This is a genomic window from Thomasclavelia sp. (assembly GCF_047249845.1).
Lineage (GTDB): Bacteria > Bacillota_I > Bacilli_A > Erysipelotrichales > Coprobacillaceae > Thomasclavelia.
The window spans coordinates 21,450-48,388 of record NZ_JBKTWO010000019.1; the positions used below are offsets into that span (position 1 = coordinate 21,450).

Consider the following 26,939-nt stretch of genomic DNA (forward strand, 5'->3'; position numbering starts at 1 on the left):
TAGATAAGATAGTAACAAAAATAATCAATTTTAATAATTAATAATATAGCATAGCTATAAAATTTTCAAAACATATTTATTTTATTAATCAATCTGATAGGTTGGGAGGGGAAAAGAGTTATATCAAGATTAATAATAGGATATTAAATAGCAAAAAAATTATATTAGAAAAAGAGGAGGAAAATTTTATGAAACACAAAAAGATTTTATGCTGTTTTGTCTCAACATTATTATTTGGATTATTTATAGTACCAGTAATGGCTGGTGAGAGTTCTAATCAAACATCAGATGGAAAATATATTGTATCTGTTACTTGTAATGCTGGTGGTTCATCTCATACAATCAACGCTCGTAATGGTGCAACATATCCAACAGGAAACGCTTATGTTACTTATGCTGTAAGTGGTGCAATAAAAAAGGATGTCCGTGTAAATGGAACATCATATAGTTCATACTGGACTGCTACTCGTCCTAAAAGAGCTAATGAAATTTTTATAAATGCTAAAACATCAGGTTATGGTATAGAGGTTTATACTGCAAGTTAGTTAAATTATGGTAAAATATAGTGCTAGTAGTTGCTAGCACTATATTAAAATTTATAGAATGATTTTTTATGGATTTAAAGGTTAAAAGGAAAAAATATTTAATATTATTAACAATTGATTGGAGGGAGAAAAATTGAGAAAATTACTATTATTAGCGATAAGTTTAGTATTAGTTTTACAAGTAACTGGGTGTACTAAAAAAAATGAGGTTGATACTAATACAGTCGTTTGGAGAATTGCGGCGGTTGGAAATATTGAAGATATGACAAATGAAATGGTAGAAGTGTGGGAAAAGCCTCTTAATGAGTTATTAAAAGAAAAAAAAGCCCCATATCAAGTAAAAATCATACCATTTAGTAATAAAGAGGAAAATAAGCAGATACAAGATTTAAAAGAATTACAAAAAGATGGAGAGCAAACGGATGTTATTACTATATTGCCAGAGAGTCAAGATAATGAATTAACATCGTGGAATAATACTTACAAACTAGCAGTTGAAAATAAGTTACTTTTAGACCTAGATAAATGGAAGGAAAAAAACCAAAAAATATTAGAAGAAGTATTGGTGCCCTACGATTTTGAATTATCAAAAATAGATAATAAATTGTATGGTATTTCAAGCAATGTACCAATGATTTCAGGAGTGATGTATCAAAAAGAACTTTTAGATAAAAATGGAATAGATAGCAAAGACATAAAGAACAATGTATTTGAAAATAGTAATATATTAACTCAAATAAAAGATCAAATTAACACTCCCCCTCTTAATAATATATATTTAGATCCTGGATTATGGATTGTATCACCTACTAATAATTTAGTGTGGACAAAAGAGAATGGGTTTATTTCTTTAAGTAAATCAAGAGAGTATAAAGATTTATTATATCAATGTATTACTTTAAGACAACAAGGATTACTTGAACTTGAGCCGGTTGAGGAAAGTGTAGTATCATTTGCTGCTACATTTGAAAGGGATATAAGTACACGAGCTAAGTTTAAAAGTTTATCTGCATCACAGAAGGAATTTATAGTAGTTCCTAATGAATCAAAACCAAACATGAATTTATATTGGGGTGATAATAAATCTGGAATTGCTTCCTGGTCAGAGAATAATAAAAATGCGGAAGATTTTCTTTTAAAGCTTTTTACAGATAAAGATATAGCTAACTTAATCCAGTATGGAATTGAAGGTAATGATTATCAGCTTGATGAAAATAATCATGTTAAGGTAATTACTGATAAATTAGGATTAAAGATTTTTGGTTATCAATATACAAATCCGAAAATCACATATTCTTCAATTTATGAAGAAGATGACAAAATTGAATATTCAAATTGGTTTTATTCAAAGTACGGAGAAGATTTTCCTAAAGGATTTAGATTTGATGCAATGCCGGTAATAAAAGAAATTAATGCAGTTAATAAAATATGGGATACATATTTTGATGAACAAACAGCTACTGGATTAAGCAATAAGTTGTATACATTAGATATTAAAGACTTAGATAACTTTTTAAAAGAATTAAATGAGACATTGGATAAGGCAGGAATGCAAATAATAGTTGATGAAGCTAATAATCAATATAAACAATGGTTAAAGGAAGTTAAATAATATGTATAACAGTTTAAAAAATATTATGTTCTCATTTATTTTATTGAGCTTGTTTTTGAGTGGTTGTAGCCAAGAAGATAAAAGTTTAAAAGATAATGATGTACGTATATATGAGCAAACAGGAAGAATTGCTTTTTCGACTAATGAAGGATTTTATCATGTAAATGATTCTGGTTATTTATACTTTTTTGATTATGAAACTAAAAAAGATGTTCTTACTTGCAGCAAGGCTAATTGTCAAATGGAAGCTCAGTTAAATGAAAATTCAGAAGCCTTTGTTGGCCTTGGCGCAGGTTTTACTTGTGGTGATAAGTTATATGTTATTAGTGGAAATGATGATATAGAAAAAAAATACTCATTAATTGAATCTAATTTAGACCGGAGTAATCAAAAAGAAATCGTTAAAATAAATAGTGCTATGATTTTGTCGTTTGCAGTAATTAAGGAAACAGCTTATTTTGCAATTGATGAAGTTGTTTTTACAGAATCGGAAAGTGGGGCTATAGTTGAAGAGCCTAAACATAACTGTTATCTGCTTGGAGTTAATTTAAAAAGTGGTAAACAGGTGAAATTGACAGAGCCTAAAAATGATTTTAATAATTCTTTAAAAATTGTTGCAGCTGATGAAAATAGGATTTATATGACTTATAATTATTTTGAAAATTATTTTGACGGAACGAATTTTAAAGATGCTAATGAAAAGAATGAAAATTTTGAATATAATATAAATACTAATAAGCTTACACCTGTTTTAGAAGATAATTATATTATAAAAGCTCAACTTATTGACGATATTTTATTAACTGTTGAGTCTGAAAATGGCCATGAAGCTAATAATGAAAAAATTTTTAAAATTTTAAAATATAATTTATCTGAAGAAAAGTCAAAAGTAATTACTACAACAAAAAAATATCCGATTTTCAATGATGAAGAATGGATCTATCAAGATGATGAAACAAATCAATATTATTCTTTAGACTTTGAGACTATGAATCCAAAAAAATCAACAATGTCAGAAATAAAAGATGTTTATATATATGAAGATGCTAAAGATTATTATTATATTTCTTATTTAGAAAAAAATGAAATGAAGTATGGTTTTATTTTAAAATCGGATTATAAAAAGGGAAATAAGAAGATTATTTCGGTGAATTAAAGATAAAATGTTTTAGTTACATTTTTGATATTTATTATATTTTGATACAATTAAAATTTCAATTATTTTTTGGTAATCTGATAACTTGTAGTAAACAAGTTATCTTTTTATATTCAAATAGTATTTTATATTAATGTCTATAATCTTTTATTGTTGATAATATAAAAATTTAAATTAAAATAACTTTATAGACTTAAATCATTTTAGATATTGTACGGAACAAGTTAAATGATATAATTAATTTAACAAATATCTACTCATTAAAAAATAATAAAGAAATAAACTTATAAGATTCAACTAGATATTTAAAATATAATTTGGTAATAAAATTACTTACTATAAAAAAGATATATATAACACCAGATAAACTTATTTAATAAATTTAAATAATATATTTTTATTAATATTATGCTTAAATCTTTATTGTGATATTCATTACATTTAGTAATTTTTCTACTCAGTTATTTAGGAATGATCAATTATTAAATGCTATGTTTTCTATTTACTTATTATTTAGTGTATAATCATAGACATATGTTTTGAAATAAAATAAAGTGATAGTAAAAAATACATGCAATTTGTTGGATAATATTAAATGCACTAGTAAGTCTTGGATTAGGTATTTATTTTTCTATGAAAGATAATGTAATATTATCAAGTGTAGTTATTATCTGGATGATATTTATTACAATAACAAATATTATCATAGTTAAAAGAGAATCATGAAACCAATAAATAAAATAGTATTTTAAAAAGGAGTGAGTACCAGTATGAAAAAGAAATTAATATTTATCATACTTGCAATACTTGTTTTATTACCAATAAAGCGAGTATGTAAAGATGGAGGCACAATAACTTATACATCAATAAGTTATAAAATAATTATCTGGAAAACTTTGGAGAGTAGTGAATCGGATGACATGAATAATGTAGTGTCAAATAAAGAGAAAATAGATTTTTATATCTTCCCTTTTAATTTTGGTACACTGGATTCGTATAGATAATGATTATATTTTGTTTCAATTTTATAGTATGTTATGAATTGAAAGCTACATCTATTTATTATCTAGATTGTTTTATAAAATAGAATTAATAAAAGGGGATATTTAAATGCAAATTAGTTTTCGATATGCAAATGATAATGATACAACATTAATTTTAAGTTTTATAAATGAATTAGCTAAATATGAACAAATGGCTGATGAGGTCATTGCTTCTGAAGAGTTATTAAATGAGTGGTTATTTAAAAAGGAAATAGCAGAGGTTATTTTTATAATGGAAAATAAAAAAGAGATTGGTTTTGCTCTTTTTTTCCATAACTTTTCAACCTTTTTAGGTCGAGGAGGTATATATTTAGAAGATTTATATGTTAAACCTGAATACCGAGGTAAGGGTTATGGTAAAGCAATATTTAAACAAATTGCCAAAATTGCTGTTGAGCGTAATTGTGGACGTTTAGAATGGTGTTGTTTAGATTGGAATAAGCCTAGTATAGATTTTTATTTATCACTTGGTGCTAAAGTGATGGATGAGTGGACAACTTATCGTATTTCTGGTGATATTTTAAATGAACTAGGTAAATAACATAAAGACAAGTTTTTATATATGATAATAAAAAGCTATCGCCAAATAATGTATGACGATAGCTTTTATGCGTGTTTAACCCGATCTCTTTCTTCTGCTGCTTTAGCATCATTAAAACGATCAAGAGTACCAACTAGATAACCAGTTATTCTTCTAATTCTTTCAAAGTTTTGTGGTTGGAATACATAATCTAGATCCACATCTTCACCATCAATCGTAATTGAAAGTGATTTTAATGTTTCATCAGGAAATTTGTCTTCTAAATATTTAATATAAGCTTGAATTTCTTCATCTTCCATATAACCATTTTTAACTTCAACTAGTATACCATTAAAATCTTCCATTATTATCACCTCTAAGTTATTATAACAGTTACAAATCTATTTAACATCTAAAATGCACTATTACAGCCAATAACAAATAATCATAAAAATGATCATTGACAGGATGATTGAAAGGACCTGATTGATTTTTTTAAACATATATCTCATGTTATCACCACTATATTATATGTAAGTAATAAAAATCTTTGTCATAAAATCTATGATAATATGATTGTTTTAGTAGATATAATAAATGATTTATTTTTTATTAAGGTATTAATTAATAAAATTTTATCTTTGAATTGAAAAAAAGTCATCAATTTGATAAAATCTTGTAAATCCATGAAAGGAGGGTAATTATGCAATTACATTTTACTAAAATGGAAGGCCTTGGTAATGATTACATATATTTTGATGGAATAAACCAGAAGATTCCTATGGATAAAGAATTTATCACAGAAATCAGTGATCGACATTTTGGCATTGGTAGTGATGGAATGATTGTTATATTACCATCAGATAAATATGATTTTAAGATGCGAATGTTTAATTTAGATGGCAGTGAGGCGATGATGTGTGGTAATGGAATTCGTTGTTTTGCGAAATTTATTTATGATCATAAATTAAGTGATAAAAAAGTGTTAAATATTGAAACTAAATCAGGATTAAGAGTTGTTGAATTATTATTTAAAGATGATAAGTGTGTTGGAGCTAAAGTAAATATGGGCAAACCAATATTAACATGTAAAGAGATTCCTTGTATTTATGATAAAGAAAGAATGATCAATGAAGCTATGATAGTCGATGATCATGAATATCATTTGACAACGATTTCAATGGGGAATCCCCATACAGTAATTTTTGTTGATGATTTAGAAACTTTAGATTTAACAGTACTTGGTCCTAAATTTGAACATCATAAATTATTTCCTGAAAGTGTTAATACTGAATTTGTTCAAGTAATTAATGAACGATATATAAAGATGCGAGTTTGGGAAAGGGGTTCAGGTGAAACCATGGCTTGTGGTACTGGTGCTTGTGCCTCAATGTATGCTAGTTATTTAAATGGCTATACTAAAGATAAAGTTATTGTAGAATTATTAGGCGGTTGTTTAGAAATTGAGTATTTTAATGGTATAATTATGATGTCTGGACCAGCTGCCAATGTTTTTGAAGGAACGATTGAAATATAGAATAGGAGCGAATTATGTTAAATAGTGCAGAAGAAATTATTAAATTTATTGGTGATGCTAAAAAACAAACAATAGTAAAGGTATATTTAAAAGGTAAAAATTTACCTGAGACAACTGAGTTTAAGATGTTTGGCGGTGATGAAAGTAAAGTTTGTATTGGTGATTTAGATGTAATAAAATCATATATGGAAGCTAATAAAGATATTATTACTGATTCATATTTAGAACAAGATCGCCGGAATAGTGCAATTCCATTATTAGATGTGACAAATATTAATGCTCGCATTGAACCAGGAGCTTTAATTAGAGACCATGTAACAATTGGTGATAATGCTGTTATTATGATGGGGGCAGTAATTAATATTGGAGTTGAAATTGGTGAAGGAACGATGATTGATATGGGGGCTGTTTTAGGGGGCCGAGTCGAAGTTGGAAAACGTTGTCATGTTGGAGCTGGAGCTGTTTTAGCAGGGGTGATTGAACCGCCTAGTGCAACACCAGTAATTTTAGAAGATGATGTTTTAATTGGTGCAAATGCGGTAGTTATTGAAGGAGTACGAATTGGTAAAGGGGCTGTTGTTGGAGCTGGATCAATCGTTACCCAAGATGTTCCAGCAGGAGCAGTAGTAGTTGGTAATCCAGCAAGAATCATTAAACAGCAAAAAGATGAAAAAACTGATAGTAAAACACAGTTAATGGATGATTTAAGAAAATTATAGGAGAAAGACATGGACGCTTTAGAACAAATAAAAAAATGGCGTCAGGAATTACATCAGATCCCTGAGCTGGGTTTACATGAGTATAAAACTTCAAAGTATCTTGAAACAGAACTTTTAAAAATGGGGTATCGGCCAATTACTATATTAAAGACTGGTGTTCTTGTATATATTGATAATGGTTATGATAAAACGCTTGCTTTTCGCAGCGATATTGATGCTTTAAAGATAAAAGAAGAAACTAAATGTAGTTTTATTTCACAACATGATGGCTATATGCATGCTTGTGGCCATGATGGTCATATGGCAGCATTGTTAGGGTTTGCTAAAAGATTAAGAGATGAACCTTTATTGTTAGAGACCAATATTTTACTGATTTTTCAACCAGCAGAGGAATCACCAGGTGGTGCTAAATTATTAATTGAAGCAGGAATATTGAGTAAATATCGTGTAAAAGCAATTTTTGGAATGCATTTAATGCCAATGATAGATGAAGGTAAGATTGCCTGTCGACCTGGTCCTTTAATGGCTCAAAATGGGGAATTAGATGTGACTATTATTGGCAAGAGTGCTCATGCAGGTTTATCTCATTTAGGTGTTGATTCAATCGTTATTGCTAGTTCAATAATTAGTCAGTATCAAAATATTATTTCGCGAGTTGTCTCTCCTGTTGAAAGTTGTGTGATTAATATTGGACAAATCAATGGTGGAACAGCTAGAAATATTGTTGCAGATAAAACGGTATTTAGAGGAACAGTAAGGACATATAGTGAAACAGTATTTAAGAAGATTACTGATACGATGCAGGCTATCAATCATGGAATGGAAAAAGGCTATGGGTGTAAAATTGAATTTAGTTGTCCACCGATGTATCCACCAGTATTAAATGATCATAATCTATACAAACAGTTTATTAATATAGTTGATAAGAATTATCTTGAACTTAGAGAACCATTAATGTTAGCAGAGGATTTTGCTTTTTATCAAAAAGAAATTCCAGGAATTTTCTTTTATTTAGGAACTAAAACACCGCAGTATACAAGTGGTTTACATACAGAAACATTTAATTTTAATGAGGAAGTGTTAGTTAAAGCAGTTGATGTATATTATCAGCTTGCAGCTAAAATAAAATTGGGGGAATGAAAATGAGTTATTATGATAGAGCTAATAATGCGTTTATGAAAGCATATGGCAGATTTGATGTTACTTTTGATTATGGTAAAGGAGTTTATCTTTATGATACCAATGGTAAAAAGTATTTAGATTTTTATTCAGGGATAGGTGTTAATTCATTTGGTTATGATTATAAACCTTACACTGATGCAATGGCTAATCAGATACATCGCTTGATGCATATATCAAATTATTTTAATAGTGTTGAAGCAGTCGAAGCAGCTGAAGCAGTTATCAAAGCAACAAAATTAGATCAAGTGTTTTTTACTAACAGCGGTACTGAGGCAACAGAAGGGGCTTTAAAATTAGCTCGTAAATATTACTATGAAAAACATGGTAAGGCAGACAGTGAGATCATTAGTCTAAATCATTCGTTTCATGGGCGTTCTACTGGCTCAGTTACATTAACAGGGACTCCTGCTTATCAAAAGGCATTTGGACCATTGATTGAAGGGGTTAAATATGGAGATATCAATGATTTGGAATCAGTTAAAAAATTAATTACACCTCGCAGCGCAGCAATTATTTTAGAACCTGTTCAAGGCGAAGGTGGTGTCCATGTTTGTAGTCAGGAGTTTATGAGTGGAATAAGACATTTATGTGATGAACATGATATTGTGATGATTTTAGATGAGGTTCAATGTGGAATGGGGCGAACAGGAACAATCATGACTTATTTTCAATATGGAATCATGCCAGATATTGTTTGTTTAGCTAAAGGTATTGGGGCTGGTTTTCCGATGGGAGCTTTTGTTGCTAACAAAAAAGTTGGAGATGCTTTAAAACCGGGTGATCATGGTTCTACTTATGGTGGAAATCCAATGGCTGGGTGTGCTTGTAAAACAGTTTTTAAAATTATTGAAGAACAGAAATTATTAGAACATGTTCAAGATATTAGTGAATATTTAATTAATAAATTGGATGAAATAGTAGAAAAATATGATTGTATAAAAGAACGTCGTGGATTAGGTTTAATGATCGGGTTAGAGTTTATTCATCCTGTTAAGCCTTATGTTCAAAAAGCATTGGATAAAGGTTTAGTTCTAGTTACTGCAGGAACTAATGTGATTAGGATGTTGCCACCATTTATCATTGAAGAAAAAGATGTTGATGAAATGATCAAAATATTGATTGAAGCAATTGAGGAAGTTAATAATTAGCTTAAAGGAGGGATTTAGTTTGATTAAATCCCTTTAATTTTATTTAAATAGTAATAAATTAGTTTACTTCAATGAAATAACTAATTATACTAGAAATGGTGATATAATGAATAAAAAAATACTATTAAAGTTATTTATAACAAATTTATATTTAAGTGCTTTTACTTTTGGTGGTGGTTACGTAATAGTAACCTTAATGAAAAAGAAGTATGTTGACGAATTAAACTGGATTGAAGAAAAAGAAATGCTTGATTTAATTGCCATTGCACAATCTGCACCTGGTGCAATTGCTGTAAATGGAGCTATTGTTATTGGGTTTAAGTTAGCTGGAATCTTAGGGGCATTAGTATCAATTTTAGCTACTATCATTCCGCCTTTTGTTATTTTATCATTAGTCTCATTATTTTATGAAATTTTTAAAAGTAATCAGATTTTTGCTTTAATGTTATCAGGAATGCAAGCTGGTGTTGGAGCAATAATAGCTTCAGTAACCTATGATATGGCAGTTGGTGTTGTTAAAGAAAATGAAATTTTACCAATAATTATTATGGTTTTAGCATTTATTGTTACATATGTTTATGATATAAGTGTAATATATGTGATTTTAAGCTGCGGAATTATTGGGATTATTCAAAATAGATTACAATCTTGGAGGAAAAGATAATGATACTATTAAAATTATTTATAAGTTTTCTTCAAATTGGAGCATTTAGTTTTGGGGGTGGCTATGCAGCTATGCCTTTAATTCAACATCAGGTCGTAGAATTACATCATTGGCTATCAATGATTGAATTTAGTGATTTAATTACTATTTCTCAAATGACACCTGGTCCGATTGCGATTAATTCTGCTACATTTGTCGGTTTAAAAATAAACGGCTTTATAGGAGCATTGGTAGCTACATTGGGGTGTATCATTCCTTCATGTATAATTGTTTCTATAATTGCTTATGTTTATTTAAAATATCAACAGATGTCTATTATTCAAAATATTTTAAAATATATCCGACCTGCGGTTGTAGCGATGATTGGGGTATCTGGTTTATTGATTATCGTAAATAGTTTTTTTAGTGGTAATGTAGATTTAAAGCATTTTCAGTTACCGTCAGTGATTATTTTTGTAGGAGCTCTTTTTTTGTTAAGAGTTAAAAAGTTGAATCCTATTTATATAATGCTTTTAGCTGGAATAATACAAGTTGGGATATATTACTTGTTTGTTTCTTTATGACCTTTTTTTGTGTATAATTAAAACTAAGGGGGTACATGGAATGTATAAAAAAATACTAGTAATGATTATTATGTCATTTCTTCTAGTAGGATGTTTTGGTGATGATCAGGAATATCCAAGCAGTTATCCAGCATCAAAGAGTTATACTATTGATGAGATTTTATATCCAGGTGCACCTAACATTTTAGTTTTAGATAGCGAAATAGCTAAAATAGATTATTCTAATGCAAATGAAGGTTATATTATGGCATTTTTAAAGACTGATATAAGTAAAAAAGTTAAAATTCAGATTGCTAAAGATGAAAGAAAATATAATTATGACTTAACAACTAATAGTGGAGTAGCTTATCCTTTACAAATGGGTAATGGTAAATACATAATTAAAATATTAGAAAATATTGAAGGAAATCAATATGCGATAAAAAACAGTATTGAAATAGATGTTGTTTTAGATGATGAGTTAAAACCATACTTATATCCTAATATTTTAGTTAACTATAAGCCTAATGATAAAATAACGTCATTAGCAATTGAAATTGTTAAAGATGCAGATAATGATTTAAAAAGAATAAAGGAAATATATGAATATGTCGCAAACTATCTAAGTTATGATGACAAAAAAGCAAAATTGGCTAAACAGGAATATCTTATTCCTGATTTAGAAGAAATAATAAAAACTAAACAAGGCATTTGTTTTGACTATGCTTCAATGATGGTGGCGATGTTAAGAATCAATCATATTCCAGCACGATTAATTTGTGGGGGAACAGATAAAGATGAGTATCATGCCTGGCTAGAAGTGTATCTTGATGGAAAAGGGTGGATCAATCCTGATATATTTATTGATAAAGATATTTGGACAATCATGGATCCAACTTTTGCTAGTAATAAATATGATTATGATGGTAATTATGTAGCAACATCATACTATTAAAATGGGGATATCGTGATGGAGAATAAATATGAAAATGACAGTAAATGAAAAGTATATTTTTACAAGCCAAATGGCAATGATCTTAACTTCTGGTTTTAGTATCTATCAAGGAATTGATATGATTGGTGAAGATATTGATAATAAAAAAATTAAAGATGTTTTGATGTTAATTGCTAAGAATTTAGATGATCAGGTAAGTTTTAGCCAGGCGCTTGCTTTGACTGATGCTTTTGATGATTATATGGTTAATTTAGTTGATATCGGAGAAACTAGTGGAAACCTTGATGATGTAATGAAGTCTCTTAGTGATTATTATTTAAGAATCGATGATATTACAAATAAATTAAAACAGGCTTTAACTTATCCTGTTATTTTAATTACGATGATGGCAGTAGTTGTGGGAATAATTGTTTTTAAAGTTTTACCAATCTTTAAAGATGTATTAAGAGGATTAGGAAGTGATCTATCAACCTATGCAAGTATGTTTATGGAGTTTGGACAAGTATTTTCTTTAATCTGTCTGATTATATTATTGCTGCTTGTAATAATTGTGTTAGCTGGTTATGTTTATCAAAAAATAACTAATATAAATATTTTATCAAACTTTGTTCAAAAATCATTTTTTACAAAAAAATTATCTCAATCTTTAAATAGAGCTCAAATGACATATGCTCTATCATTATTTGTTGCTAGTGGTTATGATTTACATGAAGCAATGAAATTTATCCCTAAGCTTATTGATGATAAGGAATTGTGCAGTAAATTAGAAAAATGTAACCATGACTTAGATAATGGAGATAGTTTTGCTGAAGTGATTAAAAAGTATCAAATATATCAGGGAATTAATTTAAATATGATACAAGTTGGATTTAAGACAGGTCAAATTGATGTTACATTAAAAAAATTATCAGATAAATTTCAAGATGAAGTTAGTAATGCCATTGATCACTTTTTAAATATTATTGAACCTGCTATTGTAACTTTTTTATCATTGATAGTAGGGATAGTATTGATTTCTGTAATGTTACCATTAATAAGTATTATGTCTTCTTTATAGGGTGAAAATTATGAAAAATATTGTTAAAATACTAGTAGTAATAGTATTTATAATTACTAGTCTTTATACTTTTAACTCAGTTTCTTTTTATTCATCAAACGAGGATCTGCAAAGAATAACGGATGCAGTAACTCATTTAAGTTTAAAGTGTTATAGTATTGAAGGTAAATATCCTAAAACGATTGAATATTTGAAAGAAAACTATGGATTACTCATTAATGAAGATGACTATCAGGTAATATATTATTATCAAGGAGATAATTTACAACCAAGAGTAGAGGTCTTTAAAAAGGAGAAACACTATGAATAAACATCATAATATCCATATTTTGTTTTCTTTATCGTTATTTTTGGTATTTGTAATTGGCTCATTTTTTATTATTACATATGAAATAAAAGGCTATCAGAATATTAATGATGTATGTACTAAAGAGGATAATTTAATCTTACCATTATCTTATTTAAATACTAAATTAAAGGCCAATGATAGCGATGGTGCTTGTAAGATTGTTGAAATAAATAATATATCTTGTTTAGAAATAAAAACTAAAAAAACAAAAACATATATATATTTACATGAAGGATATCTAAAAGAATTGTATTTAAGCAATGATTATCAACCTAAATTAGATGATGGAACTAAATTATTTAAAATCGATAAATTTTTAATTGAACAAGAGAATGATTTATTAAAATTTACAATAATTGAGGGTGAAGAAAGTAAAAGTTTATCGATTTATTTACATGGAGGAAATAAAAATGAAGACTAAAATACATTCATTTTCCTTTTTAATGGAATTAATTATTGTTATTTTCTTTTTTACGGCTTCTGCAACTGTTTGTGTATCTTTTATTATTCAAGCAAAAAATAGGCAGGTTCAAGGTACTGAAATACAAAACTCATTAATAGAGGCTCAGAATATGATTGAAACGATGCAAGCTTATCCTAATGATGATTTTGAATCATTATTAGGAGTAAAAAAGATAGCTAATGATACTTATCAAATAGATAATCTAACTATTAAATTGATTAATGAAAATGTTATGAAAGGCAGTATTCAAATAAAAAATAAAGATAAGATTATAGTTGAATTACCCTTTGTCTTAGGAGGGAACGGAAATGAATAAAAAGCAGTCTTTATTTCATCTAGGTATAGGGGCACCATCTATTTTTATGATTTTTGTTATTTTAGTGATGTGTATTTTAGCTATTTTAGCATATTTACAAGCAGATACATATTATCAATCTACAATTCGTCAAGCTAATATCACGGAAGCTTATTATCAAAGTGAGAGTGCTCTATTAGAGCAGTATTACCAGCTCGATAAAAATAATCTAGAAAATAGTTTAAAAGAGCATAAGATAAATTATAAAAAAGAAAATGATATTTATGTAATAGAAAAATCAATAAATAATGATCAAACTTTGCAACTATCGTTTATTAATGAATTTGATGATTTGAAAATTATTAGTTTTAAAGTTGTAAATCAGGAGGAGTAAAAATGGAAATACGGAATTTATTAGAAGATGTTGTTAAAAAGAGTGTATCAGATGTTTTTATTGTTGCTGGTTCTCCCTGTGCGATTAAAATTAATGGGAAAATTTCTAAATATGATGATAAAAAGTTAACTCCTCAAGATACAGAAAAGATGATTCGGGAAATATATGATATTGCTAATAAAAATGATTTTGATACTTATATTCAAAATGGTGATGATGATTTTTCGTTTTCAATATCTAATGTTGGACGTTTTAGAGTTAATGCTTATCGGCAAAGAAATTCCTGTGCAGCAGTGTTAAGAGTTGTTAGCTTTCAGTTACCTGATCCTAAAATCATGAATATTCCAGATATAATTATTGATTTGGCGAAACAAAAAAAAGGAATGGTACTAGTTACAGGACCGGCTGGCAGCGGGAAATCAACTACTCTAGCTTGCATAATCGATCAAATCAATCAAACACGCAGTAGTCATATAATTACAATTGAAGATCCTATTGAATATTTACATACACATAATAAAAGCATTGTATCACAACGTGAAGTATATCATGATACACATAATTATGTATCAGCACTTAGAGCGGCACTACGCGAAGCGCCTGAAGTTATTTTAGTTGGAGAGATGCGTGATCTAGAAACTATTGATATTGCTATTACGGCTGCTGAGACAGGACATTTGGTTTTTTCTAGTTTACATACGATTGGAGCTGCAAATACGATTGATCGAGTAATTGATGTTTTTCCTCCTGCTCAACAACAGCAAATTAGAATTCAGTTGGCTATGGTTTTAAATGCGGTTGTTTCTCAGCAGTTATTGCCTGGTGTTGATGGTAAGATGATTCCTGTATTTGAAATCATGATTTGTAACCAAGCAATTAGGACATTGATTCGTGATGGTAAAACTCATCAAATTGATAATGCAATTACAACAAATCGACAAATTGGAATGATTACTATGGATGATGCAATTGTTACTTTATATAAACAAAATAAAATAACAAAAGAAACTGCAATTATGTATGCTTTAAATTCTAATATTATTGAAAGAAAAATATAATTATATTAAACGTTAAACTTTTATAGTTTTAACGTTTTTTAGAAAAAGTCACAAAATGGTTACATATTGTTTTAATTGATAAAAAAGAATAAAATAATTTTGTTTGTACAAACAAAGTAATTTATAATATAGTATAATTCTGTAAAGAAATAACATAAAAGGAAGTGGTTTATTTGGAAAAGAAAGTTATATTAAAGGTTAAATTATTAGGTGGATTAAAAATAACTAATGGGAAAGTTGAATTTCCATATGAAAAGAAAAGAAGTGCCCAAGTAGATTTATTAATTGTTTTTTTAATAATTAATCGTAATAAAAGTGTTACTAATTTACAATTAATGGATTATCTTTGGCCAAATGGGAATTCTGATAAACCTGAGGGTGCATTAAGGAATTTAGTATATCGTGCTAGAAAAGAAATGAAACAATTTTTTGAAGATTCTGATTGTATAAAGTCAAAAGGACGTCGTTATTTTTGGAATCTGGATGTTGGTTGTAAAGTTGATTATGAAGAGCTGTTAAAGCTCTGTAATAAAGTTGAAAAAGAAAATGATCCAAATCAAAAATATGAAATTTGTTTAGATCTAATAGCTAAATATCATGGTGAGATATTACCGGAATTAAATTATAATGATTGGGTTATGGAAATTAATAATACGTTATCAAGAAATTGTTTAGAAGCAATTTTAAATACTTTACTAATTTTAGCAAATCATAACCAATATGAAAAAATACTGCAGATTTGTAATCATCAAAATTGTCTTAGATTAATGGATATGCGTATATATGAAATACAATTATATGCATATTATAAAACTAATAAAATTGATTTGGGATTATCATTTTATCGTAAAGTAGTAGACTATTATTATAGTAAATATGGTATTGAAGTATCAAATAGATTAAAGGAGATTTATGTGATGCTTTTAGATACCTCATCATCTGCTCAAATAGGAGTTGAAGAATTAGAAAAAAGTTTAGCCTGTGATGATAATGAAGAAAATACGTTTTATTGTGATTTTGATGTGTTTAAAAATATTTATCAAATAAATGTTCGTTCAGCCAGACGTTCGATGAAAGCACGAGTATTAGCGTTGTTAACTGTCGTTGATACAAGTGATAGTTTAGATGAAAAGAATATGAATTATGAAGCTGATATTTTAAGAGATGTTATTTCTAATAGTTTAAGAAAAAATGATGTTTTTTCAAAATTTAATATGACCCAATATTCGTTAATATTAGCTTCACCTGATTTAGAGGGAGCACAAGTAGCTGTGGATAGAATTACTTCACGTTATAATGAAAAGAAGAAACATGATCAAATCATTTTAATAAGTGATTTAAAGAAAATTAGATGAGATGAAATTTAAATAAATATTGTTATATATGAAAGCAGAAATTTGTCAATTATTTATGGTAATTATATAATATTTGATAGAAGATTTAATGAAAATAAATTTCTAAATAACATTAAATCTTCTTTTTAATTTTAATATTAAATTATCAATGGTTTTAATCTAAATAAAGATAGTATCATTGATTTTTATAACTTTTTTAATAGACATATTTCTAATAATTGTTATAAAGAGGCTATATATAATGGCAAAGAGGAGGTTAAATGAAACTTGAGATACAGTTTTTTAATGCGTATAAAATAAAATTGGATGAAAATCATTGGCTAGATTATAATATAATTAATTCTTTTAAATTAGCTAAATTATTAGCATATTTTATTTATCATCATCGTCGAAAAATAAGTTCTAGTGATCTTCAGGAGTTGATGTTTAGTGAAGGAGAATCAAATAATCCTGCTAATGCTTTGAAAACTTTAATGTATCGTCTTAGAATATTATTAAAAAATAATTTAATAGATTATGATTTTATTCTTTCATCTCATGGGTTGTATTATTGGAATTCAGAAGTTAAATTAATTTTTGATGTTGATGATTTTAATAGTTATTACCGTTTAGGTCGTAATAAATCATTTAAAGAAAGTGTCAGGGTGGATTATTATCTAAAAGCATTTAACAAATATAAGGGGGCATTTTTACCAATGTTAGATGAGGTCAAAGACCTCATTATAATTAGAACACATTTAAATTCACAGTTTTTAAACATTGCCCGTTATTTAATTGAATATTATTATAAATTAGAACGTTATGATATAGTAGAAGAACTTTGCTCGATTACATTGTCTTTTAATCATAATGATGAAACAATTAATTTATTTTTAATAATTTCACTAGTAAAACAAGCTAAAATGAATCTTGCAAAAGAACACTATAACCAAGTTATTACTTCTTTTAATAATATCAGTAATAATACGATTCATAAAATGAAATATTATTTAAGTCTTGATAATAAAGGGAATGAAGGGAAAAATATACGAGCTATTCAAGAAGATCTAGTAGAAAAAAGGGTAGAAAAAGCTTTTGTTTGTGATTATGATTTTTTTAAAAAAATTTATCAGTTTGAAGCTCGAAAAACGTTTCGTAAGGAGAATAAGGGTACAGTAGCTTTATTAACAATTAAGCCAAAGAAATATGTAGAACAAAATTTGGATATTTATAATCGAGTTTTAGAAGATAGTTCAAAAATTTTAAAAGATATCATATTAGGTTCACTTAGAATGGGAGATATAGTTTGTAAATATAGTGATAGACAATTTTTAATACTATTAGATTGTAGTATAAGTGAAGCCGGTGGAGTTATTGCGCGAATAAAAAAATTGTTTCAAATCCAAAATAAATATGAACGAGTTATTTTAGAAGATGATTTGATAGAGATTATCTTGGCAAATGTTCATTGTAATAAAGATAATACACTGAAAATTCAGTAAATATTAATAAAATAGATATTTTGAAGAACGTACAATCAATTACGTTCTTTTTTTTATTATTTAGAATTAATCCGAATAGGATGTAAAAAAAATAGCAAAAATATACTGTGTGCAATAATCATTTATATAGGTGGTTATAATACTTTTATGTAGTGGTTACAATATAAAATATGGAAAGGGGAGTAGAAATAGTGGAAATAGACTATAAAGCAATCGGTCAAAGGATTAGAACTGCAAGGATTAAAAAAGGTATGACCCAAGAAGTTGTTTCATATATAGTTGATGTAACACCAGCACATATGAGTAATATTGAAACTGGAAAAACTAAAGTTAGTTTGTCAACTTTAATTGCGATTGCAAATGCACTTTCTGTTTCTGTAGACGCTCTTCTATGTGACAATGTTTTGAATGTAAAAGTAGTATTTGAAATAGAGGCAAAAGAATTGTTTAAAGACTGTGATGAGTATGAGATAAGGTTATTAGTTGATATTTTGAAGTCTGCAAAAGAAGCAATTCGTAAAGATAGAAAGGCAAGAACTAGGTTTGATATATAAAGAACTATGATAATAAGTCACAGTAATGAGACTGATTATCATAGTTTTTATTCTTAAAAAGAAATCTTCTTATTAAGAGAGTAAATAATAATAGGAGGATTTTAATATGCGTAAATATCCAATATATAAACAAGATAATCATTATAGCTGTGGTGCATATTGCATTAAAATGATTTTGAAATATCATCATCTTGATATCAAGACTAAAGAGATTAAAGAAAGGTGTCGTTTGACAAGCGAAGGTATAAGTGTTTATGGTTTGGTACGTTGTTTACAATCATATCACTTTGATGCTCAAGCATATCAATGTAGTTTTAGCGTTTTATTAAATGAAGCAAAATTACCCTGTATAATTCATGTTGTTAGAGATAATATGACGCATTTTGTAGTATTATATCAAATAGCTAGCAATTATTTAATAATTGGTGATCCAGCAAAAGGGCTAATTAAACTTGGCTATGAAGAAGTGGAAAGTATTTTTACTGGTGTTAGTGTTTGTATTAATCATGTGGGGAGATATATGGTTAAAAAAGAACAAAAGGAGATAAAGTTTAGAGAATTTACAATTCAACATTTAAAGTCTAATTATCGATATATTATAAAAATTTTGTTTAAAGCTTTGCTTATATCTATATGTAGTATTATTAGTTCTTTTTATTTTCAAGTCTTAATTAATACGATTGATGAAGTGAATTATTATTTTATAATGGGTTTTAGTGCAGTTTTTATTTTTGTTGCAGGAGTTAGAATCCTATTAAATTACCAACGTAAAAATTTAGAGATTGAAATTCAGAAAAAGCTGAATTATGAATATGTAAATAAAACAGTTCTCCATATGTTATATTTACCATTTAAATATTTTAATTGTAATCAAGAAGGGGTGTTATTAACTAAGGTACAAAATTTGTACTCATTGAGTAATTTTTTTATTCATTTTTATCTTGTGATATTCATGGATTTAATTTTAATGTTAGGAATAATTTTGTCTTTACTAATATTTTCATTTCAAATAGGATTAAGTGTAATTATTGTTTTAGGTATAATTGCTTTAGTAGTATTAAAGGGGATGAAAAAATTAAATGAGTTGAATAAAAGAATTATTAGTAGTCAAGAACAGATGAATCAGGGATATTTAGAGTATTTAAAGAATTTTTATAATAGTCATCAATTTTTTTTAAAACAGTTTGCAAAGGAAAAAATAAATTATTTATTTGATGAGTATAATTTAAATGTTTATTGGCGGGATAAAAACTTAAATAGTTTAAATGTTATTAGTGAGATGCTGATTCAAGGTTTATCTTTTTTAGTGGTCTTGGTTGCTTGTTATTATTATAAGCAGGAAAAAATTAGTGTGGGTGATATTGTGTTTTTTTATATGTTAACAACTTATTTAATTGAACCACTATTTAATTTAATTGCTTTAATTTTTGAAAAAGATGAAGTTAAAATCTTATATGAACGTTATAAAGAGATTGTTCCAGATAAAAGTGAACGAAAATCAAAAATAAAAGGACGTATAAAAGAGATTAAGTTCGATCATATAACATACAGTTATGGGTATAAAGAACCAATCATCGAACATTTAGATTTAGTAATTAATGATTCTTTGTGGTTAAAGGGTGATACAGGAGCAGGAAAATCAACTTTGTTGAGACTATTGATGAAACATGATGATTTAATTAAAGGGAATATTTTAATAAATGGAGTTTCTTTAACTAAAATAGATTCTAGTTCATTGTATCGAAAGATTATTTACATAGATAAAGAACCTATATTTTATCAGGAATCTTTAAAATTTAATTTACTATTAAAAAGTAATAATCAAAGATTATTGGAGAAATTATTAAAAGAGTTTGAATTAGATGATTTTATAAATAAATTAGAAATGATGATTGAGGTAGATGGTAAACCCTTATCTTCAGGACAACGACAAATAATGATGATTATTAGGGCTTTATTATTAAAACCTGAAGTATTAATTTTAGATGAAGCACTAAGTAATGTTGATGATCATAAGATGTATAAGATTTTAAATTATATTAATAATTATAGAAAAGAAATTATTGTTGTTATTGTGGCTCATCAAACAAAATTAGTGAATCAATTTTATGACTGTGCTATAATTAAAAATGGAAAAATTTATAGATGAGGTAATATTATGGAGATAGATTTTGCATTAATCAATGAAGTTGAAAATTTTAAAGAAGATTATCAGCAAGATTATTTAGCAATTATTAAAGAAACTACAAAGCAATTAAATATTGATGAAAGTCTTGAATTATCATGTATTTTAGTTGATGATCAAAAAATTCATGATATTAATAAAGAATATCGTAAGATTGATCGTTCAACTGATGTAATTAGTTTTGCATTAGAAGATAGCGAACAATACTATGCAGAAGGGATGCCAAGAAGTCTTGGTGATATTTTCATTTCTATTGATCATGCTAAAATGCAAGCTGAGGAATATGGGCATAGTCTGAAAAGAGAAATGTGTTTTTTGTTTACCCATGGGTTATTACATTTGTTAGGATATGATCACATAGAAAAAGATGATGAACAAAAAATGCTGACAATACAAAAATCAATTTTAGAAGCATTAGGGATAGGGAGGTAACAATGGTTTATCAAGAGATAATAAAAAAAGCTTTTGATGCAGCTGAAAACTCATATTCACCATATTCTAATTTTAAAGTTGGGGCATGTGCTGAAATGAATGATGGTACATATTTTTTAGGCACTAACATTGAAAATTCTGCATATGGTTCAACGATGTGTGCGGAAAGAAATGCATTATTTGGAGCTTATTGTAATGGTTATAAAAAGTCGGATATCAAACAATTAGCTATTGTAGCTGATGGTAGTGCTATTGTTTCACCATGTGGGGCATGTCGACAGGTATTAATGGAATTAATTCCTGAAAATTGTCCAATCATTTTAGCAAATCATCAGGAATATAAAATAACATCAATGAAAGAATTATTGCCAATGGCATTTACAGAGGAAAATTTATGATATTTAAATCAGGATTTGTAAGTATAGTTGGACGTCCTAACGTAGGTAAATCAACATTATTGAATTGTATCTTGGAAACAAAATTAGCAATTATGTCAGATGTTGCACAAACGACAAGAAATACGATTCAGGGAATTCATACAGATGATGAAGCACAAATTATTTTTATGGATACACCAGGTATCCATAAACCTCAAGATCGTTTAGGAACTTTTATGAATACAACTGCTTTAAATAGTATTTATGGAGTTGATTTAGTTTTGTTTTTAGCACCTGCAAATGAAACGATTGGTCGGGGTGATAAATATATTATTGAACGGTTAAAGGAAGCAGATGGCCCAGTATTTTTAGTTTTAAATAAAATTGATATGGTTAGTAAAGAGGAATTAATTATCAAATTACAAGAGTGGCAATCACTGTTTGAATTTAAAGAAATTATTCCAATTAGTGCTAGAAATGATGAGAATGTTGATTTGCTATTAAAAACTATTAAAAAGTATTTACCAGAAGGGAATATGTATTATCCTAAAGATCATTTAACAGATCATCCAGAACGTTTTGTAATGGCTGAGTTTATTAGAGAGAAAATCTTATATTTTACAAGAGATGAGATACCACATAGTGTGGCAATAGTTGTTGAAAGAATGCTTGAAGATAAGCAGGGGATAGAAATAATTGCAACAATTATTTGTGATCGTAAGAGTCAAAAAGGAATTATTGTTGGTAAACAGGGCTCAATGATTAAAAAGATCAGATTAAATGCGCAAAGAGAAATGAAACGTTTTTTACAAGTACCAGTTCATTTAGAGTTGTATGTAAAGGTTGAAAACAATTGGCGTAATAAACAAAAATATTTAAAAGAATTTGGTTATAACGAAGATGACTATTAGTGGTGAAGTAAGTATTGAAGGAATTGTTTTAAAAAATAAGGCTTATAAAGAAAATGATATGTTAGTTTGGATATATACTAAAGATTATGGCAAGATGGCTTTAATTGCTCGAGGAGTTAAAAAAATGAAAAGTAAAAATGCTCCTGCTTGTCAAACGATTACTTTAGGAGAGTATACATTTATACCAAGATTAGGATTATCGACTTTAATTAAGGCTTCTTCAAGTGATTATTTCCGTCATATTAAAGAGGATATTGAGTTAGAAGCATATGCTAGTTATTTTATTGAATTTGTTTATAAATTTGCTAAAGATAATGATCCTGATGAAATGAGTTATAATAATTTACTTTTAGCCTTAAAATATTTAGAAACTGGTTATGATCCCAAGACAGTTTATTTATTGTTTAATACCTATATTATGGAAGTTACAGGATCAGCATTAGAGATTGAACAATGTACGGTATGTGGAAGGCATGATCACATCGCTGGAATTTCTATTCATGGTGGCGGTTTTGTTTGTCAAGAATGTATAGGAATATATGATCTTAAACTTGCAGTAGATGTTTTGAAAGGGTTTCGTTATATTAATCTTTGTAAATTAGAGAATATTGATAAACTTCATCTTGATGACGATGTAATTATTAAATTAGTAGAGATTATTGATGCTTATATTGATGAGTTTACAGGATTAACTTTTCAAAGTCGAAAATTTATTCGTCAATTTAATGGTTTATAGCTAGTAGATTTGTTTTTTATGTAAATAATTTAAAAGTGGTAAACAAAAGTTGACAGTATACTTTAAATATATTAACTAAATGTGAAATTATAGACAAAAGTTAACATAACTTTTGTCTATTTTGTTTATTTTTTGTATTTTTATGTATATAATAGGTTAATATAGAAAGAGGGATAACTGTGAATGATTTTTTACCTGTAAATCGTCAAGAAATGGAAGAAAGAGGTTGGCAACAACCGGATTTTGTATATATATGTGGTGATGGATATGTGGACCATCCATCTTTTGGTGCTGCGATCATATGCCGCACTTTAGAGAGTCATGGTTTTAAAGTATGTTTTTTAGCACAGCCTGATTGGCATAATGTTGAAGAGTTTCGCCAGTTTGGTAAGCCAAGACTAGGATTTTTAATCTCTTCAGGAAATATTGATTCAATGGTCAATCATTATACAGTTGCTAAAAAACGACGTCATAAAGATTTATATACCCCAGGAAGTGAAGGGTTTAAACGTCCTGATCGAGCAGTAATTGTATATAGTCAAATGGCACGTCAAGCGTATCGGGATGCTAATATTATAATTGGCGGGATTGAAGCCAGTTTGAGACGATTAGGTCATTATGATTATTGGGATAATAAAGTTCGTAAATCAATTATTATTGATGCCAATGCGGATCTATTATTATATGGAATGGGTGAAAACAGTATTATTGAGGTAGCAGAAGCGTTAGATAGTGGTTTGGATATTAAATATTTGACTTATTTAGATGGAACAGTTTTTAAAACTAAGAATCTTAATGATGCTCATGAACCAATCATGTTACCAAGCTACGAGGAAATTTGTAAAGATAAAGTGGCTTATGCAAAATCATTTCAAGTGCAGTATTTAAATACTGATCATTATAATGCTAAAACATTAGTGGAGCCTTATCAAGGATGGTTTGTAGTCCAAAATCGACCTAATCGACCTTTAACTCAACGTGAATTTGATCGTGCTTATTCATTGGATTATATGAGAACTTATCATCCTAGTCATAAACATATTCCTGCTATTGATGAAGTAAAGTTTTCATTGATTAGTAATCGAGGTTGTTTTGGCTCTTGTAATTTTTGTGCTTTAGCATTTCATCAAGGGAGAGTGGTTCAAGCCCGATCTCATGAATCTATAATTGCTGAAGCAACAAAAATGGTTTGGGACCCGGAATTTAAGGGGTATATCCATGACGTTGGGGGACCGACTGCAAATTTTAGACAACCAGCATGTAAAAAGCAAAATAATCATGGAGCTTGCCCAACAAAACAATGTCTATGGCCTAAACCTTGTAATAATTTAGAAATTAGTCATCAGGATTATAAAGAGTTATTAAATGAGTTGAAGATGTTACCTAATGTTAAAAAAGTCTTTGTTCGTTCAGGAATTCGATATGATTATTTAATGTATGATAAAGATGATAGTTTTTTTAGAGAATTAGTTCAAAATCATATTAGTGGCCAATTAAAAGTTGCACCTGAGCATATAAGTGATCAGGTTCTAGATAAAATGGGTAAACCACGAAGAGGTTTGTATGAAAAATTTGTTGATAAATATTACCAGTTAAATGAAGAATATAATAAAAAACAGTTTTTAGTCCCATATTTAATGTCATCTCATCCTGGATGTACTTTAGAAGATGCTATTGAATTAGCAGAATATTTACGAGATATTCATCATCAGCCAGAACAAGTTCAAGATTTTTATCCAACTCCAGGAACACTTTCAACGACAATGTATTATACAGGATTGGATCCTCGGGATATGTCAGAAGTATATGTTCCTAAATCATCTAAAGAAAAAGCAATGCAAAGAGCATTGATCCAGTATCGTAATCCTAAAAATTATGATTTAGTTTATGAGGCTTTAGTTAAAGCAAATCGTAAAGATTTAATTGGTTTTAATAAAAAATGTTTGATTAAACCAAGAAAGACTGGTAATCAATTTAAATATAATAATCAAAAGCGGAGGAAATAATGATGAAATTTAGTGAAACTTTCACATCTGCTACTAAAACGCATGTGAATTTTGATATTTATCTTCCTACTGTAATGATCCGTTATAAAGCAATTATTCAGATTCATCACGCAATGGGTGAGCATCTAGGTCGTTATCAGCGTTTTGCAGAGTATTTAGCCCATGATGGTTTTGTTGTTGTCGTTAGTGATTTCCCTGGTCATGGAATGTCTTTATATAATTATGAACAAGGTTATTTTGGAGATGGGGATGCTACTAAAAATTTAGTTGAAGATATGCAGCGTCTTCGAAATATCATGGCTGCTAGGTATCCCGATTTGCCATATTTTATGATCGGTAATGAGCTTGGCTCAATTATTTTACGAAAATATGTAGCTAATTATGGGGATTATGTTCAAGGGTGTGTGTTTATGGGGACGTGTGGAAAACCAAAGCATATAAATCTTGAAAAATTATTTTTAAAAGGTGAGGTTATCTTAAAAGGTAATATGCATCGTTCCAAGATAATGAAAAAGGCAATTATAAAATGTGAAACATACATAACATCTGATTTAAATGAATTGGAGCAGTATCATCAAGATCCTTTTACTGGTTTTATTTATACTAATCAGGCATATAATGATATTTTAAAACTTATTAAAGAAGTCACATCATCTGAAACAATCAAAAAAATTCCTAATTATCTATCAGTATTTATTGTTTCAGGTCTAAAAGATTCTTTTGGTAGATTTGGAAAAGGACCAAAATGGTTATATGATAACCTTTTAAATAGAGGGGTTAAAGATCTTTCAATAAAGTTATATGAAGATAGTCATCAGGATATTTTACATGATTGCCAGCGCTTAGAAGTATATAAAGATATTTTAGAATGGTTAAATGAGCGAACATTTATTTAGCACCCTTATAATTGGTTGACAAATAACTACTATAAGGGTATTTTAAATGTGCATAAAAATAAATATAGAATATATAAATAAACTAGGCTTGACTATGTTCAAGTCTTTCGTTGTTTATACATCTAAAACTGACATATGAAGGAGTAAATTATGGCAAATAAAGATATGGATAAATTAGTAAATCATGCTAAAACGTCAGGATTTGTTTATCAAGGATCGGAAATCTATGATGGTTTAGCAAATACTTGGGATTATGGACCTTTAGGGGTTGAAATGAAAAATAATATTAAGCAGTTATGGTGGAAACGTTTTATTCAAGAGTCACCATATAATGTTGGTTTAGATTCTGCAATATTCATGAATCCGAAAGTTTGGGAAGCTAGTGGCCATGTAGGGGGATTTTCGGATCCATTAATTGATTGTAAAGAATGTAAAACTAGGCATCGTGCTGATAAGCTGATTGAAGATTATGATCCAAATGTTCATAGTGAAGGATGGACTAGTGAGGAGACAGTAAAATATATTGAAGAACATCAAATTGTTTGTCCAAAATGTGGTAAAAGCAATTTTACTGATGTTAGACAATTTAAATTAATGTTTGAAACGAAAATGGGAGTTGTAGAAGATGCTAAATCTACAGTATATTTAAGACCTGAAACAGCACAGGGTATTTTTGTAAACTTTAAAAATATTCAAAGAACAACACGTAAAAAAATTCCTTTTGGTATTGGACAAATTGGTAAGGCTTTTAGAAATGAAATTACACC

30 protein-coding genes are annotated in these 26,939 nt (G+C 28.1%); 29 read left to right on the forward strand and 1 reads right to left on the reverse strand.

Annotated elements, in window-relative coordinates; all coding sequences use genetic code 11:
* Window positions 1-188 precede the first annotated feature (188 nt).
* From ACLR9T_RS06760 to ACLR9T_RS06780, 5 genes are all read left to right on the forward strand, one after another.
* Window positions 189-545, forward strand: coding sequence for a hypothetical protein (locus tag ACLR9T_RS06760; RefSeq protein WP_413108776.1), 357 nt, complete (start codon window positions 189-191; stop codon window positions 543-545).
* 133 nt (window positions 546-678) lie between these two features.
* Window positions 679-2,157: a DUF3502 domain-containing protein gene (locus ACLR9T_RS06765; RefSeq protein WP_413108777.1), complete on the forward strand. Its 1,479-nt coding sequence runs from the start codon at window positions 679-681 to the stop codon at window positions 2,155-2,157.
* Window position 2,158: 1 nt separating this feature from the next.
* The gene (locus ACLR9T_RS06770) at window positions 2,159-3,313 is read left to right on the forward strand and encodes a hypothetical protein (protein ID WP_413108778.1); all 1,155 of its coding nucleotides are present in this window, start codon (window positions 2,159-2,161) and stop codon (window positions 3,311-3,313) included.
* Window positions 3,314-4,083: 770 nt separating this feature from the next.
* Window positions 4,084-4,317 (forward strand): hypothetical protein, encoded by a 234-nt coding sequence (locus ACLR9T_RS06775; RefSeq protein ID WP_413108779.1) that lies wholly within the window; start codon window positions 4,084-4,086, stop codon window positions 4,315-4,317.
* Between the two features lie 106 nt (window positions 4,318-4,423).
* Window positions 4,424-4,897, forward strand: coding sequence for a GNAT family N-acetyltransferase (locus ACLR9T_RS06780; protein WP_413108780.1), 474 nt, complete (start codon window positions 4,424-4,426; stop codon window positions 4,895-4,897).
* Between the two features lie 65 nt (window positions 4,898-4,962).
* Here ACLR9T_RS06780 and nrdD read toward each other — a convergent pair whose 3' ends face one another.
* Window positions 4,963-5,241 carry an anaerobic ribonucleoside-triphosphate reductase gene (gene nrdD, locus ACLR9T_RS06785; protein ID WP_413108781.1) on the reverse strand — a complete coding sequence of 93 codons (279 nt, stop codon included), beginning with the start codon at window positions 5,239-5,241 and terminating at the stop codon, window positions 4,963-4,965.
* A 338-nt stretch (window positions 5,242-5,579) separates the two neighbouring features.
* Between nrdD and dapF the strand changes: the two genes are divergently transcribed.
* From dapF to ACLR9T_RS06905, 24 genes are all read left to right on the forward strand, one after another.
* The gene (gene dapF / locus ACLR9T_RS06790) at window positions 5,580-6,413 is read left to right on the forward strand and encodes a diaminopimelate epimerase (RefSeq protein WP_413108782.1); all 834 of its coding nucleotides are present in this window, start codon (window positions 5,580-5,582) and stop codon (window positions 6,411-6,413) included.
* Window positions 6,414-6,427: 14 nt separating this feature from the next.
* Window positions 6,428-7,132 carry a 2,3,4,5-tetrahydropyridine-2,6-dicarboxylate N-acetyltransferase gene (dapD, locus tag ACLR9T_RS06795; RefSeq protein WP_413108783.1) on the forward strand — a complete coding sequence of 235 codons (705 nt, stop codon included), beginning with the start codon at window positions 6,428-6,430 and terminating at the stop codon, window positions 7,130-7,132.
* Between the two features lie 9 nt (window positions 7,133-7,141).
* Window positions 7,142-8,272: a M20 family metallopeptidase gene (locus ACLR9T_RS06800; RefSeq protein WP_413108784.1), complete on the forward strand. Its 1,131-nt coding sequence runs from the start codon at window positions 7,142-7,144 to the stop codon at window positions 8,270-8,272.
* Between the two features lie 2 nt (window positions 8,273-8,274).
* Window positions 8,275-9,462, forward strand: coding sequence for an aspartate aminotransferase family protein (locus ACLR9T_RS06805; RefSeq protein ID WP_413108785.1), 1,188 nt, complete (start codon window positions 8,275-8,277; stop codon window positions 9,460-9,462).
* Between the two features lie 106 nt (window positions 9,463-9,568).
* Window positions 9,569-10,126 carry a chromate transporter gene (locus ACLR9T_RS06810; RefSeq protein ID WP_413108786.1) on the forward strand — a complete coding sequence of 186 codons (558 nt, stop codon included), beginning with the start codon at window positions 9,569-9,571 and terminating at the stop codon, window positions 10,124-10,126.
* A complete protein-coding gene (locus ACLR9T_RS06815) occupies window positions 10,126-10,689 on the forward strand; it encodes a chromate transporter (protein ID WP_413108787.1) in 564 nt (187 codons plus the stop codon). The genes ACLR9T_RS06810 and ACLR9T_RS06815 overlap by 1 nt, the downstream gene beginning before the upstream one ends.
* Before the next feature lie 40 nt (window positions 10,690-10,729).
* On the forward strand, window positions 10,730-11,623 hold the full coding sequence (locus tag ACLR9T_RS06820) for a transglutaminase-like domain-containing protein (protein ID WP_413108788.1): 894 nt from the start codon (window positions 10,730-10,732) through the stop codon (window positions 11,621-11,623).
* Between the two features lie 28 nt (window positions 11,624-11,651).
* A complete protein-coding gene (locus ACLR9T_RS06825; protein WP_413108789.1) occupies window positions 11,652-12,680 on the forward strand; it encodes a type II secretion system F family protein in 1,029 nt (342 codons plus the stop codon).
* Window positions 12,681-12,690: 10 nt separating this feature from the next.
* Entirely contained in the window at window positions 12,691-12,990 is a 300-nt protein-coding gene (locus ACLR9T_RS06830) for a hypothetical protein (protein WP_413108790.1), read from the forward strand.
* Window positions 12,983-13,450, forward strand: coding sequence for a DUF4860 domain-containing protein (locus ACLR9T_RS06835; RefSeq protein WP_413108791.1), 468 nt, complete (start codon window positions 12,983-12,985; stop codon window positions 13,448-13,450). Before ACLR9T_RS06830 ends, ACLR9T_RS06835 begins: the two co-directional genes overlap by 8 nt.
* Entirely contained in the window at window positions 13,440-13,808 is a 369-nt protein-coding gene (locus tag ACLR9T_RS06840; protein WP_413108792.1) for a hypothetical protein, read from the forward strand. Before ACLR9T_RS06835 ends, ACLR9T_RS06840 begins: the two co-directional genes overlap by 11 nt.
* A complete protein-coding gene (locus ACLR9T_RS06845; protein ID WP_413108793.1) occupies window positions 13,801-14,181 on the forward strand; it encodes a hypothetical protein in 381 nt (126 codons plus the stop codon). Before ACLR9T_RS06840 ends, ACLR9T_RS06845 begins: the two co-directional genes overlap by 8 nt.
* Before the next feature lie 2 nt (window positions 14,182-14,183).
* Window positions 14,184-15,239 carry a type IV pilus twitching motility protein PilT gene (locus ACLR9T_RS06850; RefSeq protein ID WP_413108794.1) on the forward strand — a complete coding sequence of 352 codons (1,056 nt, stop codon included), beginning with the start codon at window positions 14,184-14,186 and terminating at the stop codon, window positions 15,237-15,239.
* A gap of 164 nt (window positions 15,240-15,403) precedes the next feature.
* Window positions 15,404-16,594, forward strand: coding sequence for a hypothetical protein (locus ACLR9T_RS06855; protein ID WP_413108795.1), 1,191 nt, complete (start codon window positions 15,404-15,406; stop codon window positions 16,592-16,594).
* Between the two features lie 260 nt (window positions 16,595-16,854).
* A complete protein-coding gene (locus ACLR9T_RS06860; protein WP_413108796.1) occupies window positions 16,855-18,075 on the forward strand; it encodes a hypothetical protein in 1,221 nt (406 codons plus the stop codon).
* Window positions 18,076-18,266: 191 nt separating this feature from the next.
* Entirely contained in the window at window positions 18,267-18,629 is a 363-nt protein-coding gene (locus ACLR9T_RS06865) for a helix-turn-helix domain-containing protein (protein WP_413108797.1), read from the forward strand.
* Between the two features lie 106 nt (window positions 18,630-18,735).
* A complete protein-coding gene (locus tag ACLR9T_RS06870; RefSeq protein WP_413108798.1) occupies window positions 18,736-20,778 on the forward strand; it encodes a cysteine peptidase family C39 domain-containing protein in 2,043 nt (680 codons plus the stop codon).
* Window positions 20,779-20,787: 9 nt separating this feature from the next.
* Entirely contained in the window at window positions 20,788-21,246 is a 459-nt protein-coding gene (gene ybeY, locus ACLR9T_RS06875) for an rRNA maturation RNase YbeY (RefSeq protein WP_413108799.1), read from the forward strand.
* A gap of 2 nt (window positions 21,247-21,248) precedes the next feature.
* Window positions 21,249-21,644 (forward strand): cytidine deaminase, encoded by a 396-nt coding sequence (gene cdd, locus ACLR9T_RS06880; RefSeq protein WP_413108800.1) that lies wholly within the window; start codon window positions 21,249-21,251, stop codon window positions 21,642-21,644.
* Window positions 21,641-22,534, forward strand: coding sequence for a GTPase Era (era, locus tag ACLR9T_RS06885; protein ID WP_413108801.1), 894 nt, complete (start codon window positions 21,641-21,643; stop codon window positions 22,532-22,534). Before cdd ends, era begins: the two co-directional genes overlap by 4 nt.
* The gene (recO, locus tag ACLR9T_RS06890; protein WP_413108802.1) at window positions 22,524-23,270 is read left to right on the forward strand and encodes a DNA repair protein RecO; all 747 of its coding nucleotides are present in this window, start codon (window positions 22,524-22,526) and stop codon (window positions 23,268-23,270) included. The genes era and recO overlap by 11 nt, the downstream gene beginning before the upstream one ends.
* A 179-nt stretch (window positions 23,271-23,449) precedes the next feature.
* Window positions 23,450-25,276: a YgiQ family radical SAM protein gene (locus ACLR9T_RS06895; protein WP_413108803.1), complete on the forward strand. Its 1,827-nt coding sequence runs from the start codon at window positions 23,450-23,452 to the stop codon at window positions 25,274-25,276.
* A 2-nt stretch (window positions 25,277-25,278) separates the two neighbouring features.
* On the forward strand, window positions 25,279-26,172 hold the full coding sequence (locus ACLR9T_RS06900) for an alpha/beta fold hydrolase (RefSeq protein ID WP_413108804.1): 894 nt from the start codon (window positions 25,279-25,281) through the stop codon (window positions 26,170-26,172).
* 150 nt (window positions 26,173-26,322) lie between these two features.
* The coding region (locus ACLR9T_RS06905; RefSeq protein WP_413108805.1) for a glycine--tRNA ligase at window positions 26,323-26,939 on the forward strand (617 nt) is incomplete at its 3' end.

Bases quoted from the DNA above. Each gene is read 5' to 3' on its own strand.
- ACLR9T_RS06800 (WP_413108784.1), top strand. From the start codon at position 7,142: ATGGACGCTTTAGAACAAATAAAAAAATGGCGTCAGGAATTACATCAG.
- ACLR9T_RS06860 (WP_413108796.1), top strand. From the start codon at position 16,855: ATGAAACTTGAGATACAGTTTTTTAATGCGTATAAAATAAAATTGGAT.
- ACLR9T_RS06810 (WP_413108786.1), top strand. From the start codon at position 9,569: ATGAATAAAAAAATACTATTAAAGTTATTTATAACAAATTTATATTTA.
- ACLR9T_RS06900 (WP_413108804.1), top strand. From the start codon at position 25,279: ATGAAATTTAGTGAAACTTTCACATCTGCTACTAAAACGCATGTGAAT.
- ACLR9T_RS06805 (WP_413108785.1), top strand. From the start codon at position 8,275: ATGAGTTATTATGATAGAGCTAATAATGCGTTTATGAAAGCATATGGC.
- ACLR9T_RS06840 (WP_413108792.1), top strand. From the start codon at position 13,440: ATGAAGACTAAAATACATTCATTTTCCTTTTTAATGGAATTAATTATT.
- era (WP_413108801.1), top strand. From the start codon at position 21,641: ATGATATTTAAATCAGGATTTGTAAGTATAGTTGGACGTCCTAACGTA.
- recO (WP_413108802.1), top strand. From the start codon at position 22,524: ATGACTATTAGTGGTGAAGTAAGTATTGAAGGAATTGTTTTAAAAAAT.
- ACLR9T_RS06820 (WP_413108788.1), top strand. From the start codon at position 10,730: ATGTATAAAAAAATACTAGTAATGATTATTATGTCATTTCTTCTAGTA.
- nrdD (WP_413108781.1), bottom strand. From the start codon at position 5,241: ATGGAAGATTTTAATGGTATACTAGTTGAAGTTAAAAATGGTTATATG.
- ybeY (WP_413108799.1), top strand. From the start codon at position 20,788: ATGGAGATAGATTTTGCATTAATCAATGAAGTTGAAAATTTTAAAGAA.
- ACLR9T_RS06780 (WP_413108780.1), top strand. From the start codon at position 4,424: ATGCAAATTAGTTTTCGATATGCAAATGATAATGATACAACATTAATT.
- dapF (WP_413108782.1), top strand. From the start codon at position 5,580: ATGCAATTACATTTTACTAAAATGGAAGGCCTTGGTAATGATTACATA.
- ACLR9T_RS06815 (WP_413108787.1), top strand. From the start codon at position 10,126: ATGATACTATTAAAATTATTTATAAGTTTTCTTCAAATTGGAGCATTT.
- dapD (WP_413108783.1), top strand. From the start codon at position 6,428: ATGTTAAATAGTGCAGAAGAAATTATTAAATTTATTGGTGATGCTAAA.
- ACLR9T_RS06775 (WP_413108779.1), top strand. From the start codon at position 4,084: ATGAAAAAGAAATTAATATTTATCATACTTGCAATACTTGTTTTATTA.
- ACLR9T_RS06770 (WP_413108778.1), top strand. From the start codon at position 2,159: ATGTATAACAGTTTAAAAAATATTATGTTCTCATTTATTTTATTGAGC.
- ACLR9T_RS06870 (WP_413108798.1), top strand. From the start codon at position 18,736: ATGCGTAAATATCCAATATATAAACAAGATAATCATTATAGCTGTGGT.
- ACLR9T_RS06845 (WP_413108793.1), top strand. From the start codon at position 13,801: ATGAATAAAAAGCAGTCTTTATTTCATCTAGGTATAGGGGCACCATCT.
- ACLR9T_RS06830 (WP_413108790.1), top strand. From the start codon at position 12,691: ATGAAAAATATTGTTAAAATACTAGTAGTAATAGTATTTATAATTACT.
- ACLR9T_RS06760 (WP_413108776.1), top strand. From the start codon at position 189: ATGAAACACAAAAAGATTTTATGCTGTTTTGTCTCAACATTATTATTT.
- ACLR9T_RS06825 (WP_413108789.1), top strand. From the start codon at position 11,652: ATGAAAATGACAGTAAATGAAAAGTATATTTTTACAAGCCAAATGGCA.
- ACLR9T_RS06850 (WP_413108794.1), top strand. From the start codon at position 14,184: ATGGAAATACGGAATTTATTAGAAGATGTTGTTAAAAAGAGTGTATCA.
- cdd (WP_413108800.1), top strand. From the start codon at position 21,249: ATGGTTTATCAAGAGATAATAAAAAAAGCTTTTGATGCAGCTGAAAAC.
- ACLR9T_RS06835 (WP_413108791.1), top strand. From the start codon at position 12,983: ATGAATAAACATCATAATATCCATATTTTGTTTTCTTTATCGTTATTT.